This window comes from Sulfurospirillum sp. hDNRA2, assembly GCF_024206095.2.
Taxonomy (GTDB): Bacteria; Campylobacterota; Campylobacteria; order Campylobacterales; family Sulfurospirillaceae; genus Sulfurospirillum.
This window is the reverse complement of the sequence record NZ_CP159800.1, coordinates 2361509-2386029: the sequence shown is the minus strand read 5'-3', so window position 1 is coordinate 2386029 and position 24521 is coordinate 2361509. Positions and strand designations below refer to the sequence as shown.

26 protein-coding genes are annotated in these 24521 nt (G+C 43.6%); 23 read left to right on the top strand and 3 right to left on the bottom strand.

The window, feature by feature from the left end; all coding sequences use genetic code 11:
* Position 1: 1 nt before the first annotated feature.
* The 12 genes from flhF to NL930_RS11695 all read left to right on the top strand — a co-directional run bounded on the left by flhF (position 2) and on the right by NL930_RS11695 (position 10843).
* A complete protein-coding gene (flhF, locus tag NL930_RS11750; RefSeq protein ID WP_254376794.1) occupies positions 2-1279 on the top strand; it encodes a flagellar biosynthesis protein FlhF in 1278 nt (425 codons plus the stop codon).
* Positions 1260-2135, top strand: a complete 876-nt coding sequence (locus NL930_RS11745; RefSeq protein WP_254376793.1) for a MinD/ParA family protein — start codon at positions 1260-1262, stop codon at positions 2133-2135. The genes flhF and NL930_RS11745 overlap by 20 nt, the downstream gene beginning before the upstream one ends.
* 22 nt (positions 2136-2157) lie before the next feature.
* Complete coding sequence (locus NL930_RS11740; protein ID WP_039672054.1) at positions 2158-2526, top strand: hypothetical protein; 369 nt, start codon at positions 2158-2160, stop codon at positions 2524-2526.
* Positions 2498-3211, top strand: a complete 714-nt coding sequence (locus NL930_RS11735; protein ID WP_039672055.1) for an RNA polymerase sigma factor FliA — start codon at positions 2498-2500, stop codon at positions 3209-3211. Before NL930_RS11740 ends, NL930_RS11735 begins: the two co-directional genes overlap by 29 nt.
* Entirely contained in the window at positions 3204-4259 is a 1056-nt protein-coding gene (fliM, locus tag NL930_RS11730) for a flagellar motor switch protein FliM (protein WP_039672056.1), read from the top strand. The genes NL930_RS11735 and fliM overlap by 8 nt, the downstream gene beginning before the upstream one ends.
* A 15-nt stretch (positions 4260-4274) precedes the next feature.
* The gene (fliY, locus tag NL930_RS11725) at positions 4275-5147 is read left to right on the top strand and encodes a flagellar motor switch protein FliY (protein ID WP_039672057.1); all 873 of its coding nucleotides are present in this window, start codon (positions 4275-4277) and stop codon (positions 5145-5147) included.
* Entirely contained in the window at positions 5092-5892 is an 801-nt protein-coding gene (locus tag NL930_RS11720; RefSeq protein WP_254376792.1) for a TIGR00730 family Rossman fold protein, read from the top strand. Before fliY ends, NL930_RS11720 begins: the two co-directional genes overlap by 56 nt.
* Before the next feature lie 2 nt (positions 5893-5894).
* On the top strand, positions 5895-7586 hold the full coding sequence (locus NL930_RS11715) for a hypothetical protein (protein ID WP_254376791.1): 1692 nt from the start codon (positions 5895-5897) through the stop codon (positions 7584-7586).
* 21 nt (positions 7587-7607) lie between these two features.
* On the top strand, positions 7608-8537 hold the full coding sequence (locus NL930_RS11710; RefSeq protein WP_254376790.1) for a glycosyltransferase: 930 nt from the start codon (positions 7608-7610) through the stop codon (positions 8535-8537).
* Positions 8534-9223, top strand: coding sequence for a WbqC family protein (locus NL930_RS11705; RefSeq protein ID WP_039672061.1), 690 nt, complete (start codon positions 8534-8536; stop codon positions 9221-9223). The genes NL930_RS11710 and NL930_RS11705 overlap by 4 nt, the downstream gene beginning before the upstream one ends.
* Positions 9224-9347: 124 nt before the next feature.
* Positions 9348-10481, top strand: coding sequence for a dTDP-4-amino-4,6-dideoxygalactose transaminase (gene rffA / locus NL930_RS11700; protein WP_254376789.1), 1134 nt, complete (start codon positions 9348-9350; stop codon positions 10479-10481).
* On the top strand, positions 10481-10843 hold the full coding sequence (locus NL930_RS11695; protein ID WP_254376788.1) for an EamA family transporter: 363 nt from the start codon (positions 10481-10483) through the stop codon (positions 10841-10843). Before rffA ends, NL930_RS11695 begins: the two co-directional genes overlap by 1 nt.
* Before the next feature lie 27 nt (positions 10844-10870).
* Here NL930_RS11695 and NL930_RS11690 read toward each other — a convergent pair whose 3' ends face one another.
* Both NL930_RS11690 and NL930_RS11685 read right to left on the bottom strand, forming a co-directional pair.
* Positions 10871-11167, bottom strand: coding sequence for an EF-hand domain-containing protein (locus NL930_RS11690; RefSeq protein ID WP_039672064.1), 297 nt, complete (start codon positions 11165-11167; stop codon positions 10871-10873).
* Positions 11164-11991, bottom strand: a complete 828-nt coding sequence (locus tag NL930_RS11685) for a DUF4405 domain-containing protein (protein ID WP_254376787.1) — start codon at positions 11989-11991, stop codon at positions 11164-11166. The genes NL930_RS11690 and NL930_RS11685 overlap by 4 nt, the downstream gene beginning before the upstream one ends.
* A gap of 168 nt (positions 11992-12159) precedes the next feature.
* Here NL930_RS11685 and NL930_RS11680 point away from each other — a divergent pair, with 168 nt between their 5' ends.
* From NL930_RS11680 to NL930_RS11670, 3 genes are read left to right on the top strand one after another with little or no spacing between them, the layout of a single operon-like run.
* Positions 12160-13089: a ribose-phosphate pyrophosphokinase gene (locus NL930_RS11680; RefSeq protein ID WP_039672066.1), complete on the top strand. Its 930-nt coding sequence runs from the start codon at positions 12160-12162 to the stop codon at positions 13087-13089.
* Positions 13089-14882: a translation elongation factor 4 gene (lepA, locus tag NL930_RS11675; RefSeq protein ID WP_254376786.1), complete on the top strand. Its 1794-nt coding sequence runs from the start codon at positions 13089-13091 to the stop codon at positions 14880-14882. The genes NL930_RS11680 and lepA overlap by 1 nt, the downstream gene beginning before the upstream one ends.
* A gap of 12 nt (positions 14883-14894) precedes the next feature.
* Complete coding sequence (locus tag NL930_RS11670) at positions 14895-15467, top strand: ComF family protein (RefSeq protein ID WP_254376785.1); 573 nt, start codon at positions 14895-14897, stop codon at positions 15465-15467.
* A gap of 413 nt (positions 15468-15880) precedes the next feature.
* Here the strand turns inward: NL930_RS11670 and NL930_RS11665 are convergent, their stop codons facing one another.
* A complete protein-coding gene (locus NL930_RS11665) occupies positions 15881-16366 on the bottom strand; it encodes a hypothetical protein (RefSeq protein WP_254376784.1) in 486 nt (161 codons plus the stop codon).
* A gap of 84 nt (positions 16367-16450) precedes the next feature.
* Here NL930_RS11665 and NL930_RS11660 point away from each other — a divergent pair, with 84 nt between their 5' ends.
* The 8 genes from NL930_RS11660 (at position 16451) to hemE (ending at position 24507) form a co-directional block, all read left to right on the top strand.
* Complete coding sequence (locus NL930_RS11660; protein WP_254376783.1) at positions 16451-17209, top strand: transposase; 759 nt, start codon at positions 16451-16453, stop codon at positions 17207-17209.
* 78 nt (positions 17210-17287) lie between these two features.
* Positions 17288-19822 carry a DNA gyrase subunit A gene (gene gyrA / locus NL930_RS11655; protein WP_254376782.1) on the top strand — a complete coding sequence of 845 codons (2535 nt, stop codon included), beginning with the start codon at positions 17288-17290 and terminating at the stop codon, positions 19820-19822.
* Between the two features lie 39 nt (positions 19823-19861).
* Complete coding sequence (locus NL930_RS11650; RefSeq protein WP_039672072.1) at positions 19862-20302, top strand: LPP20 family lipoprotein; 441 nt, start codon at positions 19862-19864, stop codon at positions 20300-20302.
* Positions 20278-20670 (top strand): hypothetical protein, encoded by a 393-nt coding sequence (locus NL930_RS11645; RefSeq protein ID WP_254376781.1) that lies wholly within the window; start codon positions 20278-20280, stop codon positions 20668-20670. Before NL930_RS11650 ends, NL930_RS11645 begins: the two co-directional genes overlap by 25 nt.
* A 23-nt stretch (positions 20671-20693) precedes the next feature.
* The gene (locus NL930_RS11640) at positions 20694-21857 is read left to right on the top strand and encodes a sigma-54 dependent transcriptional regulator (RefSeq protein WP_254376780.1); all 1164 of its coding nucleotides are present in this window, start codon (positions 20694-20696) and stop codon (positions 21855-21857) included.
* Positions 21858-21944: 87 nt separating this feature from the next.
* Positions 21945-22973, top strand: a complete 1029-nt coding sequence (locus tag NL930_RS11635; protein ID WP_254376779.1) for an aspartate-semialdehyde dehydrogenase — start codon at positions 21945-21947, stop codon at positions 22971-22973.
* The gene (locus NL930_RS11630; protein ID WP_254376778.1) at positions 22973-23485 is read left to right on the top strand and encodes a YqhA family protein; all 513 of its coding nucleotides are present in this window, start codon (positions 22973-22975) and stop codon (positions 23483-23485) included. The genes NL930_RS11635 and NL930_RS11630 overlap by 1 nt, the downstream gene beginning before the upstream one ends.
* Positions 23485-24507 carry a uroporphyrinogen decarboxylase gene (hemE, locus tag NL930_RS11625; RefSeq protein WP_254376777.1) on the top strand — a complete coding sequence of 341 codons (1023 nt, stop codon included), beginning with the start codon at positions 23485-23487 and terminating at the stop codon, positions 24505-24507. The genes NL930_RS11630 and hemE overlap by 1 nt, the downstream gene beginning before the upstream one ends.
* Positions 24508-24521 lie beyond the last annotated feature (14 nt).

Genomic DNA, 24521 nt, shown 5'->3' with positions numbered 1-24521 from the left:
GGTGAAATTTCATACGTTTAGCGGTGAAACACCGGCAGAAGCACTCAAACTCGCTCAACGTGAGTGCGGCGAGAATGCTTTAGTCATCAGCACCAAACAACTGCGCAAAAAGACGATTAGTACGAGCGCACTTTACGAAGTGGTGGTCGCGGTGGACGAAGAACAGCTTCCAGTGCAAAAGTCAGAACCTAAGATCGAGTCAAAATACAAAAGCGGCGAGGACGTATTGTTGAGCCTCTCCGAGGCGGCGAAACAGATTTCTCAAATCGCCCAAGCAACGGGCGATACGGGAAGTTTCGGCAGCTCCTCCAAAGCCGTCGATAAAGCTCAAAATATCGAAAGCATCGGCGAAATTAAAAGCGAGATTACTAAACTTGCCGATAAAATCAAGTTGATTCAAGAGATGTTTTGGGAAGAAAAAGCGCACCATCGCAATCATTTGGCGATTCCCTCCGAGTTTGCCGAAATTTATAAACTTGCCAAAACCAGCGGCATGGGCGAAGATCATCTTGAAAATATTATGAATTTGACGTTGGAACATATGCCCAGTCGTATGAAAAACAGTTCCGAGACAATTAAACGCTATTTTCAAGTTTTGCTTCGCAAATTGATTCCCGTACGTATGGAAACCGAGCTTCCCAAAGGAAGCAAGCGCATTATGATGTTCGTCGGACCTACTGGCGTGGGAAAGACGACAACGATCGCCAAGTTGGCGGCGCGCTATTCGTATATTCAGGAAAAACGCGCCAAAGTCGGCATTATAACGCTTGATACCTATCGAATCGGAGCGGTGGAACAGCTTTTTCAATACGCTAAAATGATGCGCTTGCCGATCGAAGACGTGGTAGAACCGAACGATTTTAACCAAGCGCTTTCGTCGCTCAGCCATTGCGACGTCATTTTGATCGATACGGTCGGAAGTTCGCAGTACGATAAAGAAAAATTAATGAAGCTCAACACGTTTCTTCAAAAAAGCGATCTTCAAATCGACGTCAATTTAGTGCTTTCCGCGGGAAGCAAGCTCGAAGACCTCAAAGAGATTTATCATAACTTCTCCTTTTTAACGATCGACACGCTTATTTTTACCAAATTCGACGAAACCAAAGTTTTTGGAACGATTTTTTCTTTGATCTACGATATCGACAAGCCCGTGAGTTACTTTTCGATCGGGCAAGAGGTTCCAGACGATATCGTTCCCGCCTCCAGCGATTTTTTAGTCGAGTGTATTTTAGACGGTTTTGAGAAAAAAAGAGGTGAACATGCAAACGCAAGCAAATAAACTTCAAGAGCTCGTCGGTGCGGCATCAAGCGGCGAAGCGGCAAGCCGCACGAAATTTATCGCGATCACGAGCGGTAAAGGAGGCGTAGGTAAAAGCACTATCAGCGCCAATATGGCAAATATTTTAGCCAATAACGGTTATAAAGTCGGGCTTTTCGACGCCGACATCGGTCTTGCGAATTTGGACGTTATTTTAAACGTGCGTATCGATAAAAATATCTTACATGTACTCAAAGGCGAATGCTCTTTAAACGACGTCATCGTTCCGATTAAAAAGAATCTTATCTTGATTCCCGGAGAAAGCGGTGACGAGATTCTGAAGTATTCCGAACAGTTTTTATTCGAACGTTTTTTGGAAGAGACAAAAGTGCTTGATGATTTGGATTTTATGATTATCGACACGGGAGCGGGTATCGGAGAGCATATTCAGCTTTTTCTTGAAGCCGCCGACGAAGTCATCGTCGTAACCGTCCCCGATCCTGCCGCGATTACCGACGCGTACGCGACGATTAAAATTACGAGTAAAACCCAATCGTATATTCATCTGATTTTAAATATGGTTAAGAGCGAAAAAGAGGCGCAACTCGTTTTTGATAAGATTAATAAAGTCGCTCAAGCCAATATCGGCAACGGATTAAAACTAAATCTGATCGGAAAACTCCCCGAAGATAAAATCGTCTCAAAGAGCATTAAACAACGCACGCTGTTTACCAACGACGCACCCAATTCGTTGGCGTCTTTGGATATGAAGCGTATCGTCAATAATCTGGTGTATAAATTGGAACGAAAAGTGCTTCAAAGTGATACGAATAAAAGCTTCGGAAGCTTCTTTAAGCGTATTATAGAGCAATTTTAGATACATTTCACAAAGGTTGGGCATGGTCAAATCAGACAATTTTATCTATTTTTTTACCGTGTGCGGGTTTTTTATCGGTTTGGCGTTTTCAATTTTAAATTTTAGCGAACCCGAGGAGATGCTCTTTTACACCTTGGAGATTACGCTGACGTTTTATTTGATTATTCATGTTGCCATTATGAATTTCTTTGATTTTGATCGATTGAGCACCTATATTTTTAATAAAAAAGATCATGAAGAGATCGGGGATTATTTTATCCATGAGCTTGAGGACAGGGAAAAAATTATGGATAATTTATTAAGCGGTATCGATTTGATGAACCAACAGTATGAAAAGCTCGTGAAAGGCTCAACGGAGAGTCATGAATCCTACGTTAAAAAAGCAGCCTAACCCGTACAGTCAAAATTTAAAAAAAGAGCAAGACGAGCTTGTTTTGCAGTACCTTCCCGCGGTCAGAGCGATGGCGTATCGCTTAAGGGAACGCCTGCCTTCTTCAGTGGACGTGAACGATTTGATTTCGATCGGCACCGAAGAGATGATTAAACTTTCGCGTCGTTACGATAAAGAGCAAAACGACTCCTTTTGGGGCTACGGAAAAAAACGCGTCTACGGAGCGATGCTCGATTTTTTACGCTCTTTGGATACGATGAGCCGTTCCAATCGACGTTTGATTAAACTGGTCGATCAAGAAATTACCGCTTATTTAGGCGAGCACGGTGAAGAACCCGACGATGCTTATTTGGCAAAGATCTTAAACGAAGATATCGAAAAAATCGCCGAAGCGCGCAACAGTGCCATGATTGTTTCGGTCATGTCGCTGAATGAACAAATCACGGTACTTTCCGGTGAAGATACGGCGCAAAAAGTCGAAAAAGACCAGCTTTTAGAGATGGTTCACGCTATTTTATCGACGTTTGGCGAACGAGAGCAGATGATTATTCAACTGTACTATTTTGAAGAGCTCAATTTAAAAGAGATTAGCGAAATATTGGAGATCAGCGAGTCGAGAATTTCTCAGATTCATAAGAAGCTTTTAGCGAAGATTAAAGAACGGTTGGGACTATACCATGGCTGATATTTTAAGTCAAGAAGAGATCGACGCCCTTTTAGAAGTTGTCGAGGAAGACGGCGATTCGCTGATTAGTGAAGGCGATACCGGCGAGACGAAACAAGTCATTCTTTACGACTTTAAACGTCCAAACCGCGTTTCAAAAGAACAATTACGCGCGGTGAAAGGTATTCACGACAAAATGGCGAGAAACTTGGCATCGCAGATTTCGTCTATTATGCGAAGTATCGTCGAAATCCAACTTCACTCGGTGGATCAGATGACCTACGGCGAATTTTTGATGTCGCTCCCGAGTCCGACGAGTTTTAACGTTTTTTCGATTAAACCGCTTGACGGCAATTGTATTATCGAGATTAACCCTTCCATCGCGTTTCCGATGATCGATCGATTGCTCGGAGGCATGGGCGAAGCGTATGAGGCGACCAGAGAGCTTACCGATATCGAACTCAATCTTTTGGATGCGATTTTACGCATTATCATGCAACGTTTAAAAGAGGGTTGGGCTCCGATTACCGACATGTATCCTACCGTCGAAACCAAAGAGTCCAGTCCCAACGTCGTGCAAATCGTTTCGCAAAACGAAATCGTCATTATGGTTGTTATGGAAATTATCATAGGTAACTCCAGCGGTATGATCAACCTTTGTTATCCCGTTATTTACCTTGAACCGATTTTATCGCGTTTGGCAAACCGCGATATTATGCTTGGCGAAACGAGTGCCAAAAAGAGCCGCAACAAAGAGCTCAATACCTTGATTTCGCGTGCGGAAGTCTTTAACGAGGCGATTATCGGCAGAGCGGAACTAAGCGTCGGAGAACTTTTGGATCTTAAAAAAGGCGATATTATCCGTCTCGATCGCGCCGCAGACGATAAGGCGATCGTTATGATCGATAAAAAAGAGCTTTTCTTAGCCGAAATCGGCTTGCACCGTTTTCGAAAATCGATTAAAATCGAAGAGTTGGTTCGTACCGATAAAGACGAAATTAAAAGTGCGCTTGAAGAGTTGGAACAGATCCGCAAATCAAAAATATCGTCGTTTGAAACGCAAATATAGGCATAGGGGAAAAACGTGAATACAACATTCGTACAGTTATTGGAGCAAGAGATCGTATCGACGATCGAAGGACTTACCGGCGTTGCCCCTACGGTTGAACTCAATAAAGAAGAAAACGGCGAAAGCAAATTAAAATTGAGTCCGCCTTTAGCAAAGCTCGATGTCACGGTTGGCGGTCAAGTTCACGGACAGATGCGCGTGACCGTTGCGACTTCGATTGCTACGGCTATTGGCGATATGATGCTCGGCGGAGAAGGAAACGAAAAGGAGGAGATGGACGCAGAAGACCTCGATGCGATTAAAGAGATCGTCTCGAATATCTTAAGTGCGTTTTCACGCTCTTTGGGCAGTCAAAAAAATATGCCTAAAATTGAGTTTGAAATCGATAACGTCGAGTATATCGACGCCACGGGAGAAGTCGATTTTAAAGCGTTTGAAAAACTGTTTATCTACCACTTGGCAATTCACCATTCGCATGATGTCATCTCTTTTGCGATTACGCACGAGTTGGCACCGCTCATCGGCGAGACGGTCACCGTTCCCAAAGAAAGTCCGAGCGTCTCCTTATTCGAAGAAGCTCCCACACCCGAAATGAAACGCTCCTCGGGAGGAATGACGCAAGAAGAGCTGAATAATATCGAGTTGATTAAAGACGTTAAGCTCCCGATTCGCGTGCGTATCGGCTCAAAGAAGATGTTGCTCAAAGACGTCTTAAGCATGGACATCGGATCGGTCATCGAGCTGGATCAATTGGCGAACGATCCTCTGGAAATTTTGGTCGGGGATAAGCTGATCGCTATGGGCGAGGTCGTGATCGTCGACGGTAACTTCGGTGTTCAAATCGGAGAAATCGGCACGAAGCGCGAACGCTTGGAAAAATTACGATAAGCGCAGCATGATGAAAATACCTTCCCATATTAAAGATACCGAACACTCTAACGAGTGGAGCGTGCTTCGCATTATGTCCGATTTTGTCAAAGGCTTTGACGAATTGCAGGATTTAGGACCTTCGGTGACGTTTTTCGGCAGTGCGAGGTTTCATCCCGATCATCATTACTATCAAGAAGCTTATGCCCTTGCTCATCGCCTCGGGAAAAAAGGGTACACGATCGTGACCGGCGGATCGCACGGTATTATGGAAGCGGCGAACAAAGGTGCGTTCGATGCTCAATCGGCACAATCGATCGGGCTCAATATCAATCTTCCGCATGAGCAATCGGGCAATCGCTATACGACGAAACATCTAAGTTTCGACTATTTTTTTGTGCGGAAAGTGATGTTAATTAAATATTCACTTTCGTATGTTATCTTTCCGGGCGGATTTGGAACGCTGGATGAGCTTTTTGAAGCTTTGACGTTGACGCAAACGGGAAAAATTACGCAGATCAGTATCTTTTTGTACGGCAAAAGTTATTGGGAAAAATTGTATGATTTTATTAAAACGACGATGGTCGAAAATCGTGTGATTCGAGAGGAAGACGTGAATTTAATTACGCTAACCGATGATTTTGACGAAATCGTCAAACAAATCGACGAACGCTTGATCGTGTATACGAACGCTCTCAAAGCCGAAGGCTTGGAAGAGAGTCGCTATTATAAAAAAGCGATTGAACATTTATCGAACCAAGAATAACGATGCCTCCACACAAACTCTGTTATAAAACGCTTTTGAAAAAAAACCTCCCTTTTTTGGGTGCATTGTTGCTCTTAGGCTTTACGCTTTACGAAATTAGCTTTTATATTTTTAAAACCTATCGCGCTTTTTTCAATTCCGATGCCGCAATCGCCAATATCTTGGCCGAAGAGATCGTGCAGGCCGAGAGCTTTTTCCCAAGCCATTGGTGGTACGTCAATAATGATTTATGGGTTTTCTACAAGCAGCTTTTAGTCATTCCTTGGGTACTTGCAGGTAAAAACGGCTATTTTGCCCATGCGTTTACCGTTTTTGAAGTTAGCGTTTTTATGATCGTTTTTATTTACCTCTTTTTGCGTTCGCTGATGCTCTCGCGAGCGTCCAGCGTGATGGGAGGAGTAGTCGTCAGCATCGGCTATTCACCGATGTATTTACGCGAACTTTACGGCGAAGCGGCGTACACGTGGTATTTTATTTTTATGATCGCATTTATGTTTATTTTCCGAAAATTGAGCCCGCATGTCATTAGCAAGCGGACGCAAATTAAAGCGTTTATTGCCTTTATGATCTTGCTGTATCTGTTGGTTCTTGCCAATCCGATACGCTTTTTCGTCTATTACATCACGCCGTTTTTCGGTGCGTTAGCCCTTTTAGTCTATTTTGCACGCGACAGTCTTCGTACGTTTAAAGGAGCGATGTTGCGTATGCTTTCGATCAAGCGCATCGCAATTTCTATTTTCGCCTGTGCCGTAATGACGGGAGCGACGATTACCCATTTTACGCTTTTGGAGAGTTTACATTTTGCGGGAGGCGCAAATAACGCGCCTTTAGTGCCTTTGGAGGATTTGCCGGTTCACGCCGCGCATGCTTTATTGGGGTTGTGGAATTTTATCGGTTCGGAGTGGGGAACGAATGTCCGAGCTTCTTCGCTTGAGGGCATCGTCTCGTTGGCAAAATTTGTTCTCTTCCCGTTTGTGCTTGTCATTCCGGCATTGCACATCAAAAAAGCGTTTTACCAAATGAGCTCGACCGAGCGACTTTTCGTTTTGTTTTCTTACGTCGGTTTTGCGTTGCTTTTGGTGCTTTACTCTACGACGGCATTGCATGAACACGCATGGGCGGCACGCAATAACATACGGTATCTTTCGCCTTTTATTATGATGGTGCTCATTTGTAACGTTATTATGTGGCGCTTTTTTTCGCTTTTTATGAAACTGATTTTAAGCGTCAGCCTTACGATTGCGCTGGGCGTTTCATGGCAGTATGTTTCGCCCAAAGAGTGGCGCGGCATTGTGGATGAGCGCATCGCTTTGGTGGAAGAGCTCAAAAGCAGAGGGTTGCATTTTGGCTACGCCGAGTATTGGGATTCGCATATTTATACCGTTTTTAGCGACGGCGAGGTCGATATTCGTCCGATAGACTTTGACGAAAAAGAGGGCATGAAACTGGTTAAATGGCTCTCAAGCGACAGATGGTACCAAAAAGATACGACCGACGGTAAAGTCTTTTTTATGGTTATCCCCGAAGATATAGACGACATGTACCGAGCGATACGCGATTTTAATATGCCCGATCCGCTGGAACAATTTACGCTGGGCAAATATACCTTTTTTGTTTTCGAAAAAAATCCGCTTTACGTGAAGCGAACTAAAGCGGAAGCTAGGAAGAAAAAGCGTATAATGACGGCTCCTTAATCCCTGCTATAAAGGTTACATGTGGAGTCTGTAAAAATCAGCGTTGTTTCCCCTATTTACGGATGTAAAGAGTGTTTGTTCGAGTTATACGATCGCTTGGTGAAGACCTTAAGTCCTATCAGCGACAATTTTGAAATTATCTTTGTCAACGATGCCTGTCCTCAAGGTTCGTGGGAGCGTATCGTGATGCTATGCGCTAGGGACGAACGCGTTAAGGGCATTAATCTTTCACGCAACTTCGGACAGCATTACGCAATTACCGCCGGACTCGATCATGCTAAAGGCGAATGGGTCGTCGTGATGGATTGCGATTTACAAGATCGTCCCGAAGAAATTAGCAAGCTTTACAACAAAGTCGTCGAAGGGTACGATATTGTTTTTGCCAGACGTACAGAGCGCAAAGACGGCTGGTTTAAGCGTTTCGGCTCATACGCGTTTAACCGCATATTAGAGTATTTTACCGATACCAAGCACGATAACAGTATCGCTAATTTCGGTATTTATGCGAGAAAAGTGGTGGAAACGATCAATCGCTACCGTGAACACAGTCGCGACTTTTTGCTTTTTGCCCAAATGGTCGGGTTTAAAAAAACCGAGATCGACATCGATCATGCGGCACGTGCTTACGGAAAATCGTCCTATAGCCTCAAAAAATTAATTCATCTTGCGATCGATTCGATTATTTCGCATTCTAATAAACCGTTAAGGCTTTCGATTCAACTGGGATTTTTGATTGCTTTTGCCAGTTTGCTTTATGCAGGATGGTTGGTTATTCGCTACTTCTTCTACCACACACCGGCTGAAGGTTGGACGAGTTTGATGGTGTCGATGTTTTTTATGTTTGGACTTCTGTTTGCCATTATCGGCATTACGGGGCTTTACATCGGCAAGATTTTTGACGAGGTCAAACGCCGACCGCTTTATATTATTCAAGAAACGATCAATTTATGAAAAAAATCGCTATTTTACAATCGAATTATATCCCGTGGAAAGGGTATTTCGATATTATCGGCAGCGTAGACGAGTTTGTTTTGTACGATGATATGCAGTACACTAAAAACGACTGGCGCAATCGCAACAAAATTAAGACGAAAAACGGGCTTCAATGGCTCAGTATTCCGGTACGTCAGGAGAGTTTGCACCAAAAGATCAATGAGACAAAAATCACCGATGCCAAATGGAACGTGAACCATTGGCGAAGCATCGCGCAAAGTTATGCCAAAGCGCCTTATTTTAAAGCGTACAAAGAGTCCTTTGAAGCGTTGTATAGGAATGCGACGATGGAGACGATTAGCGAGATCAATCGTCATTTTATCGATGCGATCTGCGCAATGCTAGAGATCAAAACGGTGATTCGTGATTCTAGAGAGTTTGTCTTGGCTGAAGGAAAAAGCGAGCGGCTTTTGGCGTTATGTCAAGAGTTAGGTGCCACGACCTATCTGAGTGGTCCTGCGGCAAAAGATTATTTGGATGAATCCATTTTTGTGGAAGCAGGAATAGCGGTTGAATGGATGGATTACAGTGGGTACGCTGAGTACCGTCAACTGTTTCCACCGTTTGAACATGGTGTGAGTGTGATCGATCTCATCTTCAATGAAGGCGAAAATGCCAAAAATTTTCTTAAAAGTAGTCACTAAAGCACCAAAGGTGCGCGGGCTTTCCGCCGAGGAAAACTCAGCGTTAGCGTAGCTTGAGAAGCTTTGCTTTGAAAGCGTGTACAGAGTTGCAAAAACTCTCTAAAACTTATTCAAGAGTAAACAAATGATCCATTTCAATAAACCTCCACGAACAGGCAATGAAGACAAATATGTCCTAGAGGCGATGAACAGCCTTAAAATTTCGGGTGATGGCCCCTTTGGCAAACGCACACAACAATGGTTTGAAGAGCGTTACAAATGTGCTAAAACGCTTTTAACCCCCTCTTGTACACACGCACTTGAAATGGCGGCGTTACTTTTGGAGATCAAAGAGGGCGATGAGGTCATTATGCCCAGTTACACCTTTGTGAGCACGGCTGATGCTTTTGCCTTGCGTGGGGCGAAAATCGTTTTTGTCGATGTCCGACCTGAGACGATGAACATCGATGAGCGATTGATTGAAGCGGCGATTACACCGAAAACCAAAGTGATCGTGCCCGTGCATTACGCAGGGGTAGGATGCAATATGGATGTCATCATGGATATTGCAAAGCGTCACAATCTTTTTGTCGTAGAAGATGCGGCGCAAGGGTTTGAAGCCACCTACAAAGGAAAGCCATTAGGAACCATCGGACATTTGGGTGCCTTTAGTTTTCATGAAACGAAAAATGTCACCAGTGGTGGCGAGGGTGGACTTTTACTGATCAACGATGAGCGTTTTTTCCACCGTGCGGAGATTATTCGCGAAAAAGGAACGAACCGTAGCCAATTTTTCAGAGGTATGGTCGATAAATACGGCTGGATGGACATCGGAAGCAGTTACCTTCCCAGTGAACTTCAAGCCGCGTACCTTTGGGGGAATTTAGAAGAGGTGGATGTGATTCAAAACCACCGTTTGAATGCGTGGAAAGCGTATTACACAATGCTAGAACCTTTGGCGAAAAAAGGATTGATTGAGCTTCCGTTTATTCCTGAAGGATGTGTGCATAACGCGCATATGTTCTACTTTAAAGTGAAAGATTTGGAAACACGAACAGCTTTACTCGAGCAGTTTAAAACACACAATATCGGCGCTGTTTTTCACTATATTCCATTGCACAGTGCTCCAGCAGGGCTTAAATTTGGACGCATGTTTGGTGAAGATCTTTACACGACCAAAGAGAGTGAGCGATTGATTCGTTTACCCCTTTATTATGGCATTACCAACGAAGAGATCGAAACGGTGTGCGATGTCTTAAAACAATGGAGTGCATGCTAATGGCGCATTTATACATTTTTGGAACAATTTTTTTCACCGTTTACGGACAGCTTGTTATCAAATGGCGCATTCCTTTTCACGGTCATTTACCCGATGTGTCTGCTGAAAAGTTGATTTTTTTATTGAAACTTTTTTTAGATCCGTTTATTTTAAGTGGCTTTATCTCCGCATTTGTCGCCTCGTTGTGCTGGATGGCGGCGATGACTAAGTTTGAACTGAGCTACGCTTATCCGTTTATGGGACTCACCTTTGTCGTGGTGTTTGTCTCATCGGTTTTTCTCTTTAGCGAGAGTGTGACACTGTATAAAATTCTCGGGCTTGCATTGATTGTGCTGGGAATTTTTATTTCCAGTCGAGGGTAAACAAGAGGCGTAAAGACGCCTCTTGCGTTAATTACGTCTGTTTTTAAGCCGTTCCAACTGTTTTTGACGAAACTCGTCTTTGGTTACTTTTCCGTCGTGATTGATATCAAAATAAGCAAAATCGGGAGCATCCGCCGCATTTTTCATGCCTCCGCCCGCTTGGGCTCTTGCACTCATACGTTGCGCTTTTGCCGCATCAAATTCTTCTTGATTGAGTGTTCCGTCTTTGTTGGTATCGAAATCGTCAAAGCTCATCGGTCCTCGCGTCGTATCGGCGGCTAAGAGTAAAGAGGCAAAGGCGCATAGCCATAAAAAACGTTTCATTGGGAATCCTTTTCTAGCGTTTTAAGTTGCTCTAAGAGCATCATAGGTTTTGTATTGAGTGCGTCCGAAATCTCTTTGAGTGTCGATGTCTCACGTGCGTCAAATCCTTTTTCGCGAAGAAAAACAAGAGCACGCGGTAGCGAAAATCCTTGGCGTTTGGAAGCCTCCTCAAGGCTTAATCGACCGTATCCGCCGCCTTCTTGTAACGATGACGAAGCAGTTTTTTGTTTTGCCATCAAGCCGAACATTTGTGAGGGCGAGTAACCGTTTGATTGTGCGATATCGATAATACGTTTGGAAGGATCGACGGCTTTAAGCTGTGCATCGGTTAAGGTTTGCACCAGCTGGGAAAGCGGTGTGCCGGTACGCATCGCAAACTCTTCTAGGCTTGAAAGTTCGGCATGACCGTAAGGTGCTTTTGAATCCGCTTTTTGCTCCCAAGAGTTCTTAAGCTGATCGGAAAAGTCCAAAAAGGCATCGAAAGGTTGCCAAAAATAGAGCGTTCCGACCCAAAAGAAAAGATTGAACGCCAATGCCAGTAACAACTCTTTATTGAAAAACGAAAACGTTGATGCTTTCGTTTTAAGGTAACTCAGTAACGCCGGCACGTTCAGGTATATATGCACGATCGAGCCTATTAAAAAAAGAATCATAAAGCTTACATGTAGGTTCGTGTATTGCGTTTTATCTAAGCCTAAAAGATGCCAATCCGTCCAGTAAGCGACACGGCCTTTGGGTGCGATAAAAAGTAAAATTCCCGTATAGCTCATGGCTAGAAACGAAAAAGCGATGCAAAAAGAGATTAAACGGCGTAAACGAATCATAAAAGACTCCGATTAGGATAATTAGAGAAAGTTTTACAACAACTCTTTTGAAAGTATGGCATGAAAGTGTTAAGCAAATGTTAATGCGGCAAAATTTAATCTTAACGCTTTCTTAAGTCCCTTTGAGATAGAATAAAACACTTTTTTGATGCTAAAGGATACACAACTATGAGAGGCTACAAAGTCTTTGCCGGAACGGCGAATCCCGAGTTCGCTAAACGCGTTGCCAAACACCTTTCTCTCCCTTTGTCGGCGGCTGAAATCAAACGTTTTAGTGACGGTGAGATTAGCGTACAGATCAGCGAAAGCGTTCGCGGGAAAGATGTTTTTATCATTCAACCTACATGTGCTCCGGCCAATGTGAATTTAATGGAGTTATTGATTTTGACGGATGCGTTACGACGCAGTTCCGCGAACAGTATTACGGCAGTCGTTCCCTATTTCGGTTATGCCAGACAAGACAGAAAAGCTGCACCTCGCGTTCCGATCACGGCAAAACTCGTTGCCAACATGATGCAAACGGCGGGAATCGACCGCGTTGTCACGATCGATCTTCATGCCGGACAAATCCAAGGTTTCTTCGATATTCCCGTCGATAACCTTTACGGCTCTATTGTCTTCAACGACTACGTTAAAGCTAAAAACCTTAAAAGCCCTATTATCGCAAGTCCCGACATCGGCGGCGTTGCGCGAGCGCGTAGTTTTGCAAAACTCTTAGGCGTCGATATGGTCATTGTCGATAAACGCCGAGAACGCGCTAACGAATCGGAAGTGATGAATATTATCGGCGACGTGAACGGTAAAGACGTCATTTTAGTCGACGATATGATTGATACGGCGGGAACGATCGTCAAAGCGGCGGAAGTGCTCAAAAAAAGAGGCGCAACCAGCGTGATGGCATGTTGTACGCATGCGGTTTTGAGCGGCCCTGCGTATGAGCGAATAGCTAAAGGCGAGTTGGACGAACTTATCGTTACCGATACGATTCCTCTAAAAGAAGCGAGCGAAAAAATTAAAGTGCTAAGCGTTGCTCCGGTATTTGCCGAAGTAATTCGTCGTGTGTACCATAACGAAAGCGTTAACGGATTGTTTATTTAATGCAGAGTCGTATTCGAAACTTTTCAATCATTGCCCATATCGATCACGGTAAGAGTACCTTAGCCGATCGTCTGATTCAAGAGTGCGGTGCGGTCAGCGAACGCGAAATGACGACGCAAATGATGGACACGATGGATATCGAAAAAGAGCGCGGTATTACCATCAAAGCACAAAGCGTACGTCTGACCTACGTCAAAGACGGCCAGCCCTATATTCTGAATCTTATCGACACTCCTGGTCACGTGGATTTTTCGTATGAAGTCAGCCGTTCTTTGGCTTCGAGCGACGGTGCACTTTTAGTGGTTGATGCCTCTCAGGGCGTTGAAGCCCAAACGATTGCCAATGTATACATCGCTTTAGAAAATAACTTAGAAATTATTCCGGTTCTTAATAAAATTGATCTTCCCGCGGCAGATCCTGAGCGCGTGAAAGACGAAATCGAGCATACCATCGGACTCGATTGCTCTGAAGCGTTAAGCGTGAGTGCAAAAAGCGGTATCGGCATTAGAGAACTGCTTGATACCTTGGTGGATAAAATCCCAGCCCCCACGGGCGATGAAAATGCACCGACCAAAGCGTTGATCTACGATAGTTGGTTTGACAACTATTTGGGAGCTTTGGCTTTGGTACGCGTTTACGACGGGACGATCGTCAAGGGACAGGAAGTCTACGTCATGGGAACGGGTAAAAAACACGAGGTTTTAAATCTCATGTACCCGCACCCTTTGGCGATGCAAAAAACAAACGAAATTAAAACGGGCGAAGTAGGTATCGTCGTTTTGGGTCTGAAAAACGTCGGCGACGTCCAAGTCGGCGATACGATTACCGATGCCAAACGCAAAACCGCCGAAGCGGTCGGTGGCTTTAAAAAAGTCAAACAGTTTGTTTTTGCCGGACTTTATCCGATTGAAACCGACAAATTTGAAGAACTCAGAGATGCGCTTGATAAGCTCAAACTCAATGACTCAAGCATCTCATACGAGCCAGAAACCTCTGCCGCCCTTGGCTTTGGCTTTCGCGTCGGCTTTTTGGGACTTTTGCATATGGAAGTCATCAAAGAGCGTTTGGAGCGGGAGTTTGATCTTGATTTGATTGCCACCGCACCGACCGTTACTTATAAAGTCGTTACGACCAAAGGTACGAGCTTGGATATTCAAAATCCCAGCGAATTACCGCCGGTTAACGAGATCGAAGAGATTCAAGAGCCTTATGTCAAAGCAACCGTCTTAACGCCGAGTGAATTTTTAGGTAATATCATTATTTTAATGAACAACAAACGCGGGCTTCAAAAAAAGATGGACTATTTGAGTCCCGAGCGTGTGCTTTTGGAGTATGAGATTCCGCTCAATGAAATCGTGATGGATTTTTACGACAAGCTCAAGTCGGTCAGTAAAGGATACGCGAGTTTTGATTACGAGCCGATCGGCTATCAAGCGGGCGATCTGGTCAAACTCGACGTCTTAGTGGCGGGCGAAGTCGTGGATGCCCTTTCGATTATCGTACCTCGCATCAGCGCTCAAAGCAGAGGGCGTGACTTTGTCAAAGCGATGAAAGAGATCGTTCCCAGACAACTTTTCGAAGTGGCGATTCAAGCGAGCATCGGTAACAAAGTCATCGCGAGAGAGACCGTCAAATCCATGGGAAAAAACGTCACGGCGAAATGTTACGGCGGCGATATTACCCGTAAACGAAAGTTATTGGAAAAACAAAAAGAGGGTAAAAAGCGTATGAAATCGATCGGGAAAGTCCAACTCCCGCAAGAAGCGTTTTTGACCATTCTTAAAATCGACTGATTCTTACATGTCATGCGTTGCCATCTTTGTTTAAAGCTCAGTTGGCAACCGCTTTGCAAAACCTGTCTGCAAACGATTTTAATCCCAACACCTGCTTTTAGGATTTTAGAGAGCGGACTTAAGGTCTATTCTTTCTACGGCTATCACGACATAGCCCCACTGCTTCACACCAAACACACTTACATCGGCGCAAAGATTTTCGCACAACTTGGAAAGCACACTTTCTTTGAATTTTTAAAAACCTTTGAACTTCCAAGCGGCATTTGTGCCATTCCCATTGACGATCATGTCAGACACGGCTATTCGCACAGTGCCATCTTAGCCAAAGCTACCCACCCTTTTTTAACGCCACTGTACGGAAGTTTAAGAGCGCAAAATCATGAGAGTTATTCGGGTAAAAGCAGAGCTTTCAGACAAGCGCATAAACGCGATTTTAGTGTTACATGTAAAGATGAAATAGACGCTATTTTGATCGATGACATCGTCACCACGGGAAGTACGTTGGAAGAGGCGCATGAGACACTCAAAAAGCACGGTGTCAATGTTTTGTTTGCACTGGTGTTGGCAGATGCCAAAGAAGGGTAAATACGGAGTTTGGAGTTCAAAGCGTGTGTTGCTAAAAAAGACGACCGGAGGCGTATGCTCCCAATCATCTTGAAAGAGCTTTTATTTTCGTGATTTTAATGCTTTCATACATGAAGTGAAACATGTTTCGGCTTCTTGCATTAAAAGTTGTACGACTTCGCTATGTTTTTCATTTTTTAATTGAGAGACGCTAAAACTTGTGTTATCTCGGTAGTTGTCCGTATGGATTAAAGTCTCAAGATAAGCGGCTCTTCGGCATATTAGATCGTCCGATACTTTGGCTGAGTTGGTGACATAACTACAATCCCACCCAAACATCATTGAGTTTAATAATAGCACCAGTATTAACTTTTTCATTATACATGCCCTTTAATTTTATTTTTAATCATAGTAATAATCTGCTTAAAATCGAGTCAATCTTCACAAAGGGCGTTTTTTTGCTCTACATGTAGCTTTATCATCAGCAAAAAAATTTCATACAAATCTTTATCGTTCTCTTTGGCAATGGTTTTGAGAGAATCTTCCGTATGTTGGATGAGAACGTGATTTTCTAAGAGCTTTTGTCGGAGCAAAGAAGCATCACAATCAAACCACGTACAGAGCTCATGAAACGATTGATTTTTAGTATTACGGATTAAAAATTCGACGTTATCTTCATGGCGAATGTGCTTGTTACGCGCGATAGCGATACACTCTTGTAAAAGCCTTCGAATCGTACAGCGTCGCAAGTATGCATGAATACCCAAGAGTATTAAGACCGCCAGTGCGGCAAGTTTATGTACAAAAAGTGTGCCCATCGTCGAGTGGTTCAAGACAAAGGCAATGCCCGTGACGTAAAGAAGCACAAACATTATTAAGATCGCTATAATAACTGCGACTTTTAAAACGGTTTCATTCATCGGTTTTCTTTCAAAAGGGGTCAGGGCTAAACTTTTTACTTTTTAGCGTTTCGTGTTATAATTTTAGCAAAAAAAAGAGTCATTATGCCGCGAAGATTACGTATTGAAAATTTAGGCTACCATCATGTGTACAATCGAGGCGTTGCTAAAAGCGATGTTTTTGAAGACGAAAACGATAAAGTGAAGTTTATTGAGCTGATGGCAAGTATTGCGCGTGAGTTCAAGCTCAACATTCATTCCTTTTGTCTGATGGACAACCATTACCACCTTTTAATTGAAAACAAGCGTGAAAATCTCTCCTCGGCGATGCGTCAGCTCAATTCGCAGTACGCTTCGTATTTTAACAAGCGGCATAATCGCGTAGGACATCTATGGCAAGATCGCTTCAAGTCGTGGTATGTCTTGGATGAAAACTATCTTTTGACATTGTTTAAGTATATCGAAAACAATCCCGTTAAAGCCGGAATAAGTTCTAAAATAGGTCTTTATCCTTATTGCGCCACTTATGCGATTTTAAAAGATGCGATTCCTGCGTTTTTGCAAAATTCCTTTGTTTTAAGGGACTATCCTACAGGGGAGTTATTTAACTTATTGGCAATTCCTTTAAGCGATAACGAGCGTTCTTCGATCGAACGGTTTCATCGTACGCGGTACAAAAAAGAAGACGATGCGATTGTTGCGTTACATGTCAAAGAACTTGCGATGCATTTTGCCTATGCGACTCATAAAACAGAACGTAACGATGCTATCAAAAAAGCTTATGCGGATGGCTACAGTAAAAGCGAGATTGCACGGTATTTGATTTTAAGCGTTGCAGGAGTGAGTAAAATCCTCAAAAGTTAAAAGTTTAGCCCTGACCCCTATGGAAAACAAAAGAAAAGTAAAGTATAATCAAATTAATTTATATTGTAAGGTTAATGAATGGATACTATTTTTGATGCCAACCAAGATATTAAAACGATTAACATCGAAGAGTCGATTAAAACGAGTTACCTCGATTACTCGATGAGCGTTATTATCGGGCGTGCGCTTCCCGATGCTAGAGACGGTCTCAAACCGGTTCACCGACGTATTTTATACGCGATGAACGATTTGGCGGTATCGTCTCGAAGTCCGTATAAAAAGTCGGCGCGTATCGTGGGCGACGTTATCGGTAAGTATCACCCGCACGGCGATACGGCGGTGTATGACGCCCTTGTTCGTATGGCACAACCCTTTTCGATGCGTATTCCGATGGTTGACGGGCAAGGAAACTTCGGTTCCATCGACGGCGATAACGCGGCGGCGATGCGTTATACGGAAGCGCGTATGACACCGCTTGCGGAAGAGCTTTTACGCGACCTTGATAAAGATACGGTCGATTTCGTACCGAACTACGATGACAGTATGGTCGAACCGGACGTTTTGCCCAGTCGCGTTCCTAACTTGCTGTTAAACGGCTCTAGCGGTATTGCCGTCGGTATGGCGACCAATATCCCTCCGCACTGTTTGGACGAACTCTTAGACGGTCTTTTGTTGCTCATCGACAATCCCGAAGCCACGCTTGAAGAGATCATGGAATTTATCAAAGGTCCCGATTTCCCGACCAGCGGTATCATTTTCGGTAAAAAAGGTATCATCGAAGCGTATCGCACCGGACGAGGTCGCGTGAGAATTCGTGCTAAAACGCATATCGAGAAAAAGGGCAACAAAGACATTATCGTTCTAGATGAACTACCCTATCAAGTTAACAAAGTTCGTTTGATCGAGCAAATCGTAGCCCTCGTGAAAGAAAAGATGATCGAAGGGATCAGCGAGATCCGAGACGAAAGCGATCGCGACGGTATTCGTTTGGTAATCGAACTTAAACGCGAAGCGATGAGCGACATCGTTTTGAACAACCTCTACAAATCGACGAATATGGAAGTAACGTTCGGCGTTATTTTGTTGGCGATTTACAATAAAGAGCCGAAAATCTTCACGCTTATCGAGTTGCTGCAACTCTTCTTACGCCACAGAAAGACGGTTATTATCCGACGTACGATTTTCGATCTTGAAAAAGCCAAAGCTAAAGCGCACATTTTAGAAGGTCTGAAAATCGCGCTTGACAACATCGACGAAATCATCGCATTGATCAAAGGCAGTGCCGATACGAAAAGTGCGAAAGAGGGCTTAATCGAGCGTTTTCACTTAAGCGAAGTACAAGCAGGCGCGATTTTAGATATGCGCTTACAACGCTTAACGGGCTTGGAGCGCGATAAAATCGAAAACGAATTGGCCGAATTGCTCAAAGAGATTCAACGCTTAAGCGATATTTTACGCAGCGAAGCGTTATTGAATGATTTGATTAAAGAAGAGTTAATCGAGCTTAAAGACAAATTCAAATCCAAACGTATCACCGAAATCGTAGACGACTACGACGACATCGACGTGGAAGACTTGATTGCGAACGAGCCGATGGTCGTGACTATTACGCACCGCGGCTACATCAAACGCGTTCCGCTCAAACAATACGAAAAACAAAAACGCGGCGGAAAAGGTAAAATCGCCGTTACGACGTACGACGACGACTTTATCGAAAGTTTCTTCGTCTCCGATACACACGACACGTTGATGTTCGTAACGGACAAAGGGCAGCTTTATTGGCTTAAAGTCTATAAAATCCCAGAAGGTAGCCGTACGGCAAAAGGTAAGGCGGTCGTTAATCTTATTCAGCTTCAAGCCGAAGAAAAAATTATGGCGATTATTCCGACGACCGATTTTGACGAAACCAAATCTCTAGCCTTCTTTACGAAAAACGGTATTATCAAACGTACGAATTTAAGCGAATTTAAAAACATTCGTTCCGTAGGCGTACGTGCGATTACTTTAGACGACGACGACAATTTAGTAACTGCAAAAATCGTCACGCAAGAGGCGCAATTCCTCTTTATCGTTACGAAAAAAGGGATGTGTATCCGTTTTGAAGTTAGTGACGCACGAGAGATCGGCAGAACCGCAAGAGGCGTTACGGGAATTCGTTTTAAAGAAGAAAACGATTGCGTCGTCGGTGCGGCAGTCATTTATAACGATCAAGAAGAGTTATTGACCGTCACGGAAAAAGGTATCGGCAAGCGAACGACCGCTGAAGAGTATCGTTTACAAAATCGCGGCGGAAAAGGCGTCATCGCTATGAAACTTACAGCGAAAACGGCCGATTTAGTCGGTGTCGTTATCGTTGACGAAGACAAAGATTTAATGGCGTTAAGCAGTAGCGGTAAAATGATTCGCGTCGATATGGAAACGATTCGCAAAGCGGGACGTAACACAAGCGGCGTCAAAGTGGTTTCGATCGAAGGAAGCGACGTGGTTGCTAGTATCGCACGTTGTCCAAAAGAAGAAGACGAAGAGACGGAGATGCTTGACGAAGAAGGCGGAGAGAACAACGGAGCTTCTTTACTCTCGGAGGAAACCGGAGCGACCGATGAGGTGGAATAGTAGTTGCTTTTCATTAAAAAATTCTAAAAAGGCGTAGCTATGTTGAAAAGACTTGTGACATGTACGGCAAGCTTATGTGTATTGCTTCTGATCGTGGGATGTGCGGCGAAAAAAGAAGAACCCGTCAAAGACCCCAAAGCGGCATTGTACGATTTTAATAGCGATAAATCGATTGTCGTTTACGGTGAGGGCATTGCACCGCAAAATACGGTTTCTCCCGCACAAGCGATTGCTTTAGCAAAACGTGCGGCGATTACCGACGGGTATCGTCAACTCGGCGAGAAATTGTACGGCGTAAAAATCAACTCTACCGAAACCGTCAGAGACGCGATGTTGCGCGACTCTCGCGTTACAGCGCAAGTCAATGCGTTAATCAAAGATGCGGTTGTGACGGATGCGACGTTTAAAGACGGGTTGTATAGCGTGAGAATGGAAGTTTCCATGAGCGGACGCAGGTGGCAAGAACTTTTTGCATACTAATAGCACTCGGTACGCAAGCACTTTTTAGCGGCGATCTTTTTTGGTTTTCGTATAAAATCGCCACCTCAAACGGTCTTGTCGTTTACGAAGAAAAAAATATTGCGCCCGTCATGGTTCCTTATGACGGGCAATCGACTCTTTTATGTACGATTCCGCTACTTTTCGATACGACCTTGTCGAAAGAGGCTTTTTTTAGAAAGCATTTTGATACGATTTTGCCCTGTTTTTATCGACTCTCGACGCACATGCTCTCCTTAAACGAACGTAACCTCAAACATCAACAAGATAGAATCGAATTAATCATCGAACCGGTGCGCTTTACAGTAGACTTTAAAGATGAATTTGCTACCATAAATGCGGTTAGGTAAAACTTTTTTAGGACATACCGCATATGCATGTTGTGATTGTAGAAGACGATATTAATATGAGAAAATCCCTCGAAATAGCACTTGGGGAGTATGAAGAATTTAAAATTTCAACGTACAAAAGTGCGATCGATGCTCTTAAAAAAATTGACCAAAACGTCGATTTGATCGTAACGGACATCAATATGCCCGGTATGGACGGAATCGAGTTTATCAAAAAACTTGACGGACAATATGATATTATCGTTATTACAGGTAACGCGACGCTCAGTCGTGCCATCGAATCGGTACGTTTGGGTGTCAAAGATTTTTTAACGAAACCTTTTGAAATCGAGACCTTAGTCGAGGCGATTAAACGCCATGATAAAATCCGTACGAAAGTTAAAGAAAATCCTGAAAAAACAGAACATACGAACGAAAACGACGGCGATTTCGTCGCTACCTCTCCGGAGTTGGATAAAGCGTTGAATATCGCCAAAAAAGCTGCAAAAACGGACGTGAGTGTCTTGCTTTTGGGTGAAAGCGGCGTAGGGAAAGAGCTTTTCGCCAATTACGTGCATAAGAATTCGCCGAGGGCAAAAAACGCGTTTGTGGCGATCAATATGGCGGCGATTCCGGAAAATCTTTTAGAAAGCGAATTGTTCGGCTATGAAAAAGGCGCATTTACCGATGCGACGAGCGAAAAAAAAGGCTATTTTGAGGTTGCCAACGGCGGTACGCTCTTTTTAGACGAAATCGGCGAAATGCCGATTATGCTTCAGGCAAAACTGCTTCGCGTCATTCAAGAGCGTGTGATGGTACGCGTGGGAGGTACCAAAGAAATTCCCATCGACGTACGCATCGTCTCCGCAACCAATGCCGATATTAAAAAGAGTATTAAAGAGGGACGTTTTCGAGAAGATCTTTATTACAGGCTCAATACGATTCCCGTGGAAATTCCTCCGCTTCGTCAACGAAAAGAGGAAATTTTACCGATCGACGAGATGGTTTTGGCACGCGTTATTCAAAAATACGGTCTTGCAAGACGTTATTTTTCCGAGGAAGCGATTGAGTCGCTGATGAGCTATCGTTGGCCGGGAAATATTCGTGAGCTTATTTCGGTCGTCGAACGTGCCGTTATTTTAAGCGATAGCGAAGCGATCAGTAAAGAAGATCTCTTTTTAGAGAGTCGCAGTTGGTTTAGTGCTTAAAAAAAGCAAGATACTTTAGACTTTTTTGATAACTTAATAGCGTTATTGGGTTATTAAAAAAGTCTCACATCATAAAAAGGTAAATGGATGAAAAAGTACAATGTAGCCGTCGTCGGAGCGACGGGTGCGGTTGGCGAAGAACTTTTTAGGGTTCTTGAAGAAGTGGATTTTCCCGTAAATAATTTAGTCCCCTTGGCAAGTAGCAAAAGCGTGGGCATTGAAATCGAATTTAAAGATAAAACCTATAAAGTTTTAGAATTAACGGAAAAATCGTTTGAAGAGAACGATGTCGAGATAGCGTTTTTTAGTGCCGGCGGCGATATTTCCGCTCATTACGCACCCTATGCGGCGGAAGCGGGAGCGGTAGTAATCGATAATACCAGCCATTTTAGAATGGATCCGGACGTTCCGTTGGTTGTTCCAGAATGCAATCCCGAAGCGATCGATCAATGGCAAAATCGAGGCATTATCGCCAATCCGAACTGTTCTACGATTCAAATGGTGCAGGTTTTAAAACCTTTGGATGAACTTTTTAACATTACGCGCGTGGACGTTGCGACTTATCAAGCCGTTAGCGGTGCGGGTAAGGGCGGTATGGAAGAGTTGGTCAATCAAATGCAAGACTTTTTTGCGTTTAAATTGGATCAGTGCGAACCCAAAACGTTTGCACACCAAATTGCGTTAAACGTTATCCCCCACATCGACGTTTTTTTGGAGAACGACTATACCAAAGAAGAGATGAAAATGGTTAATGAAACCCAAAAAATCTTGGGTAAAACGATGGAAATCAGCGCAACGTGCGTTAGGGTTCCCGTTATGAGAAGCCATTCGGAAGCGATTACGATTCATTTTGAAAAAGACGTGAACGTCGAAAAAGCGGTTGAGGCGCTTCAAAACGCCGAAAACGTCGTCGTGATCGACAATCCGGCGAAAAAAGAGTATCCGATGCCGATTATTTCGACCGATACCAACGAAACGTACGTGGGAAGAATTCGTAAAGACATTAACCGCGATAACGTGCTTCATTTATGGTGCGTCGCCGATCAAATTCGTGTGGGTGCCGCAACCAATGCGGTTCGAATCGCTCAAAAATGGATTCAAAGAGAAGAGGCTTAATGTTTGAAAAACTATTTGAAAAAGGGTTGTGGTCGACAAGACTTATGACCCTTTTAGCGGTCATTTTTAGTATTTTAGCGGCATTTGCACTTTTCTTTTTAGCCAGTGCCGATTTGTACCACGTTTTGATACAGACGTATCAGTATTTCTTTGCGGGATTTCATCCCGAAAACTTTCATGCCGACATCGTCGCGGATATTATCGGTGCGATCGATCTTTATCTGATTGCCGTCGTGTTGCTGATTTTCGGTTTCGGTATTTATGAGTTGTTTGTTTCCGAAATCGACGTAGCCAAAGGTACGGGCGGCGATAAGATTTTATACGTTAGTTCTTTGGACGAACTAAAGGATAAAATCGCAAAAGTTATCGTTATGGTTTTGATCGTTAGTTTTTTTCAGCGCGTCCTTCATGCCGAGTATAAAGGCGCTTTAGAGATGCTTTACCTTTCGTTTTCGATTTTAGCGCTCTCTTTGGGACTCTATTTTCTTCATAAAAACGGAGGAAAGCACTGATGATTTTTGTCGATGCGTGTTTCGGAAAAAAAACGGCGTATACGCCCGTATGGATGATGCGCCAAGCCGGACGCTATTTGCCCGAATATATGGAAGTCAGAGCACAAGCCGGAGACTTTCTCTCGTTGTGCAAAGACCCGCAAAAAGCCTGTGAAGTCACCCTTCAACCCGTGGATATTTTGGGTGTGGATGCAGCGATTTTATTTAGCGATATTTTAGTAGTTCCTTTAGAAATGGGCATGGAGCTTCAGTTTTTAAAAGGCGAAGGACCGGTGTTTTCACACCCGATTACCAATCAAGCCGATCTTGACAAACTTGATGTTCAAAAAGCGATTGATGGCTTAGCATATGTTTATGAGACGATTAAATTGATTCGTGGAAAACTTGCTGCCGATAAAGCCCTCATTGGTTTTTGTGGGGCGCCTTGGACATTGGCAACGTATATGATTGAAGGACAAGGCACTAAGACGTATGCACTTGTGAAAAAAATGATCTATTCGAATCCTCAGTTTATGCACGCCCTTTTGAAAAAAGTGACCGAAGTACTTAAGGGGTATATGGAACGTCAAATTCAAAGTGGTGCGAATGTCGTGATGATCTTTGATTCATGGGCAGCGGCACTTGAACAGAGTGCCTATTTTGAATTTAGTTGGTCGTATATGAAAGAGATTAGTGCCTATTTAAAAGCAAAATACCCGCATGTTCCTGTCATTTTATTTCCTAAAGGCATTAGCGGATACTTGGATAAAATCGATGGTGAATTTGATGTCTTTGGCGTGGATTGGTCGACACCGATTGAGCTTGCCAAAGCAAAATTAGGTCATAAATACGTACTTCAAGGCAATATGGAGCCAACGCGTCTTTACAGTAAAGAGGCGATTGATGAAGGAATTGATCATATTGTCACGGTGATGAAAAATGAGCGACATATCTTTAACTTAGGACACGGTATTTTGCCGGACATTCCGGTTGAAAACGCCAAATATTTTATCGAACAGGTTCAAACCCGCACGAAAATCTAATAATTTGCCCTCTA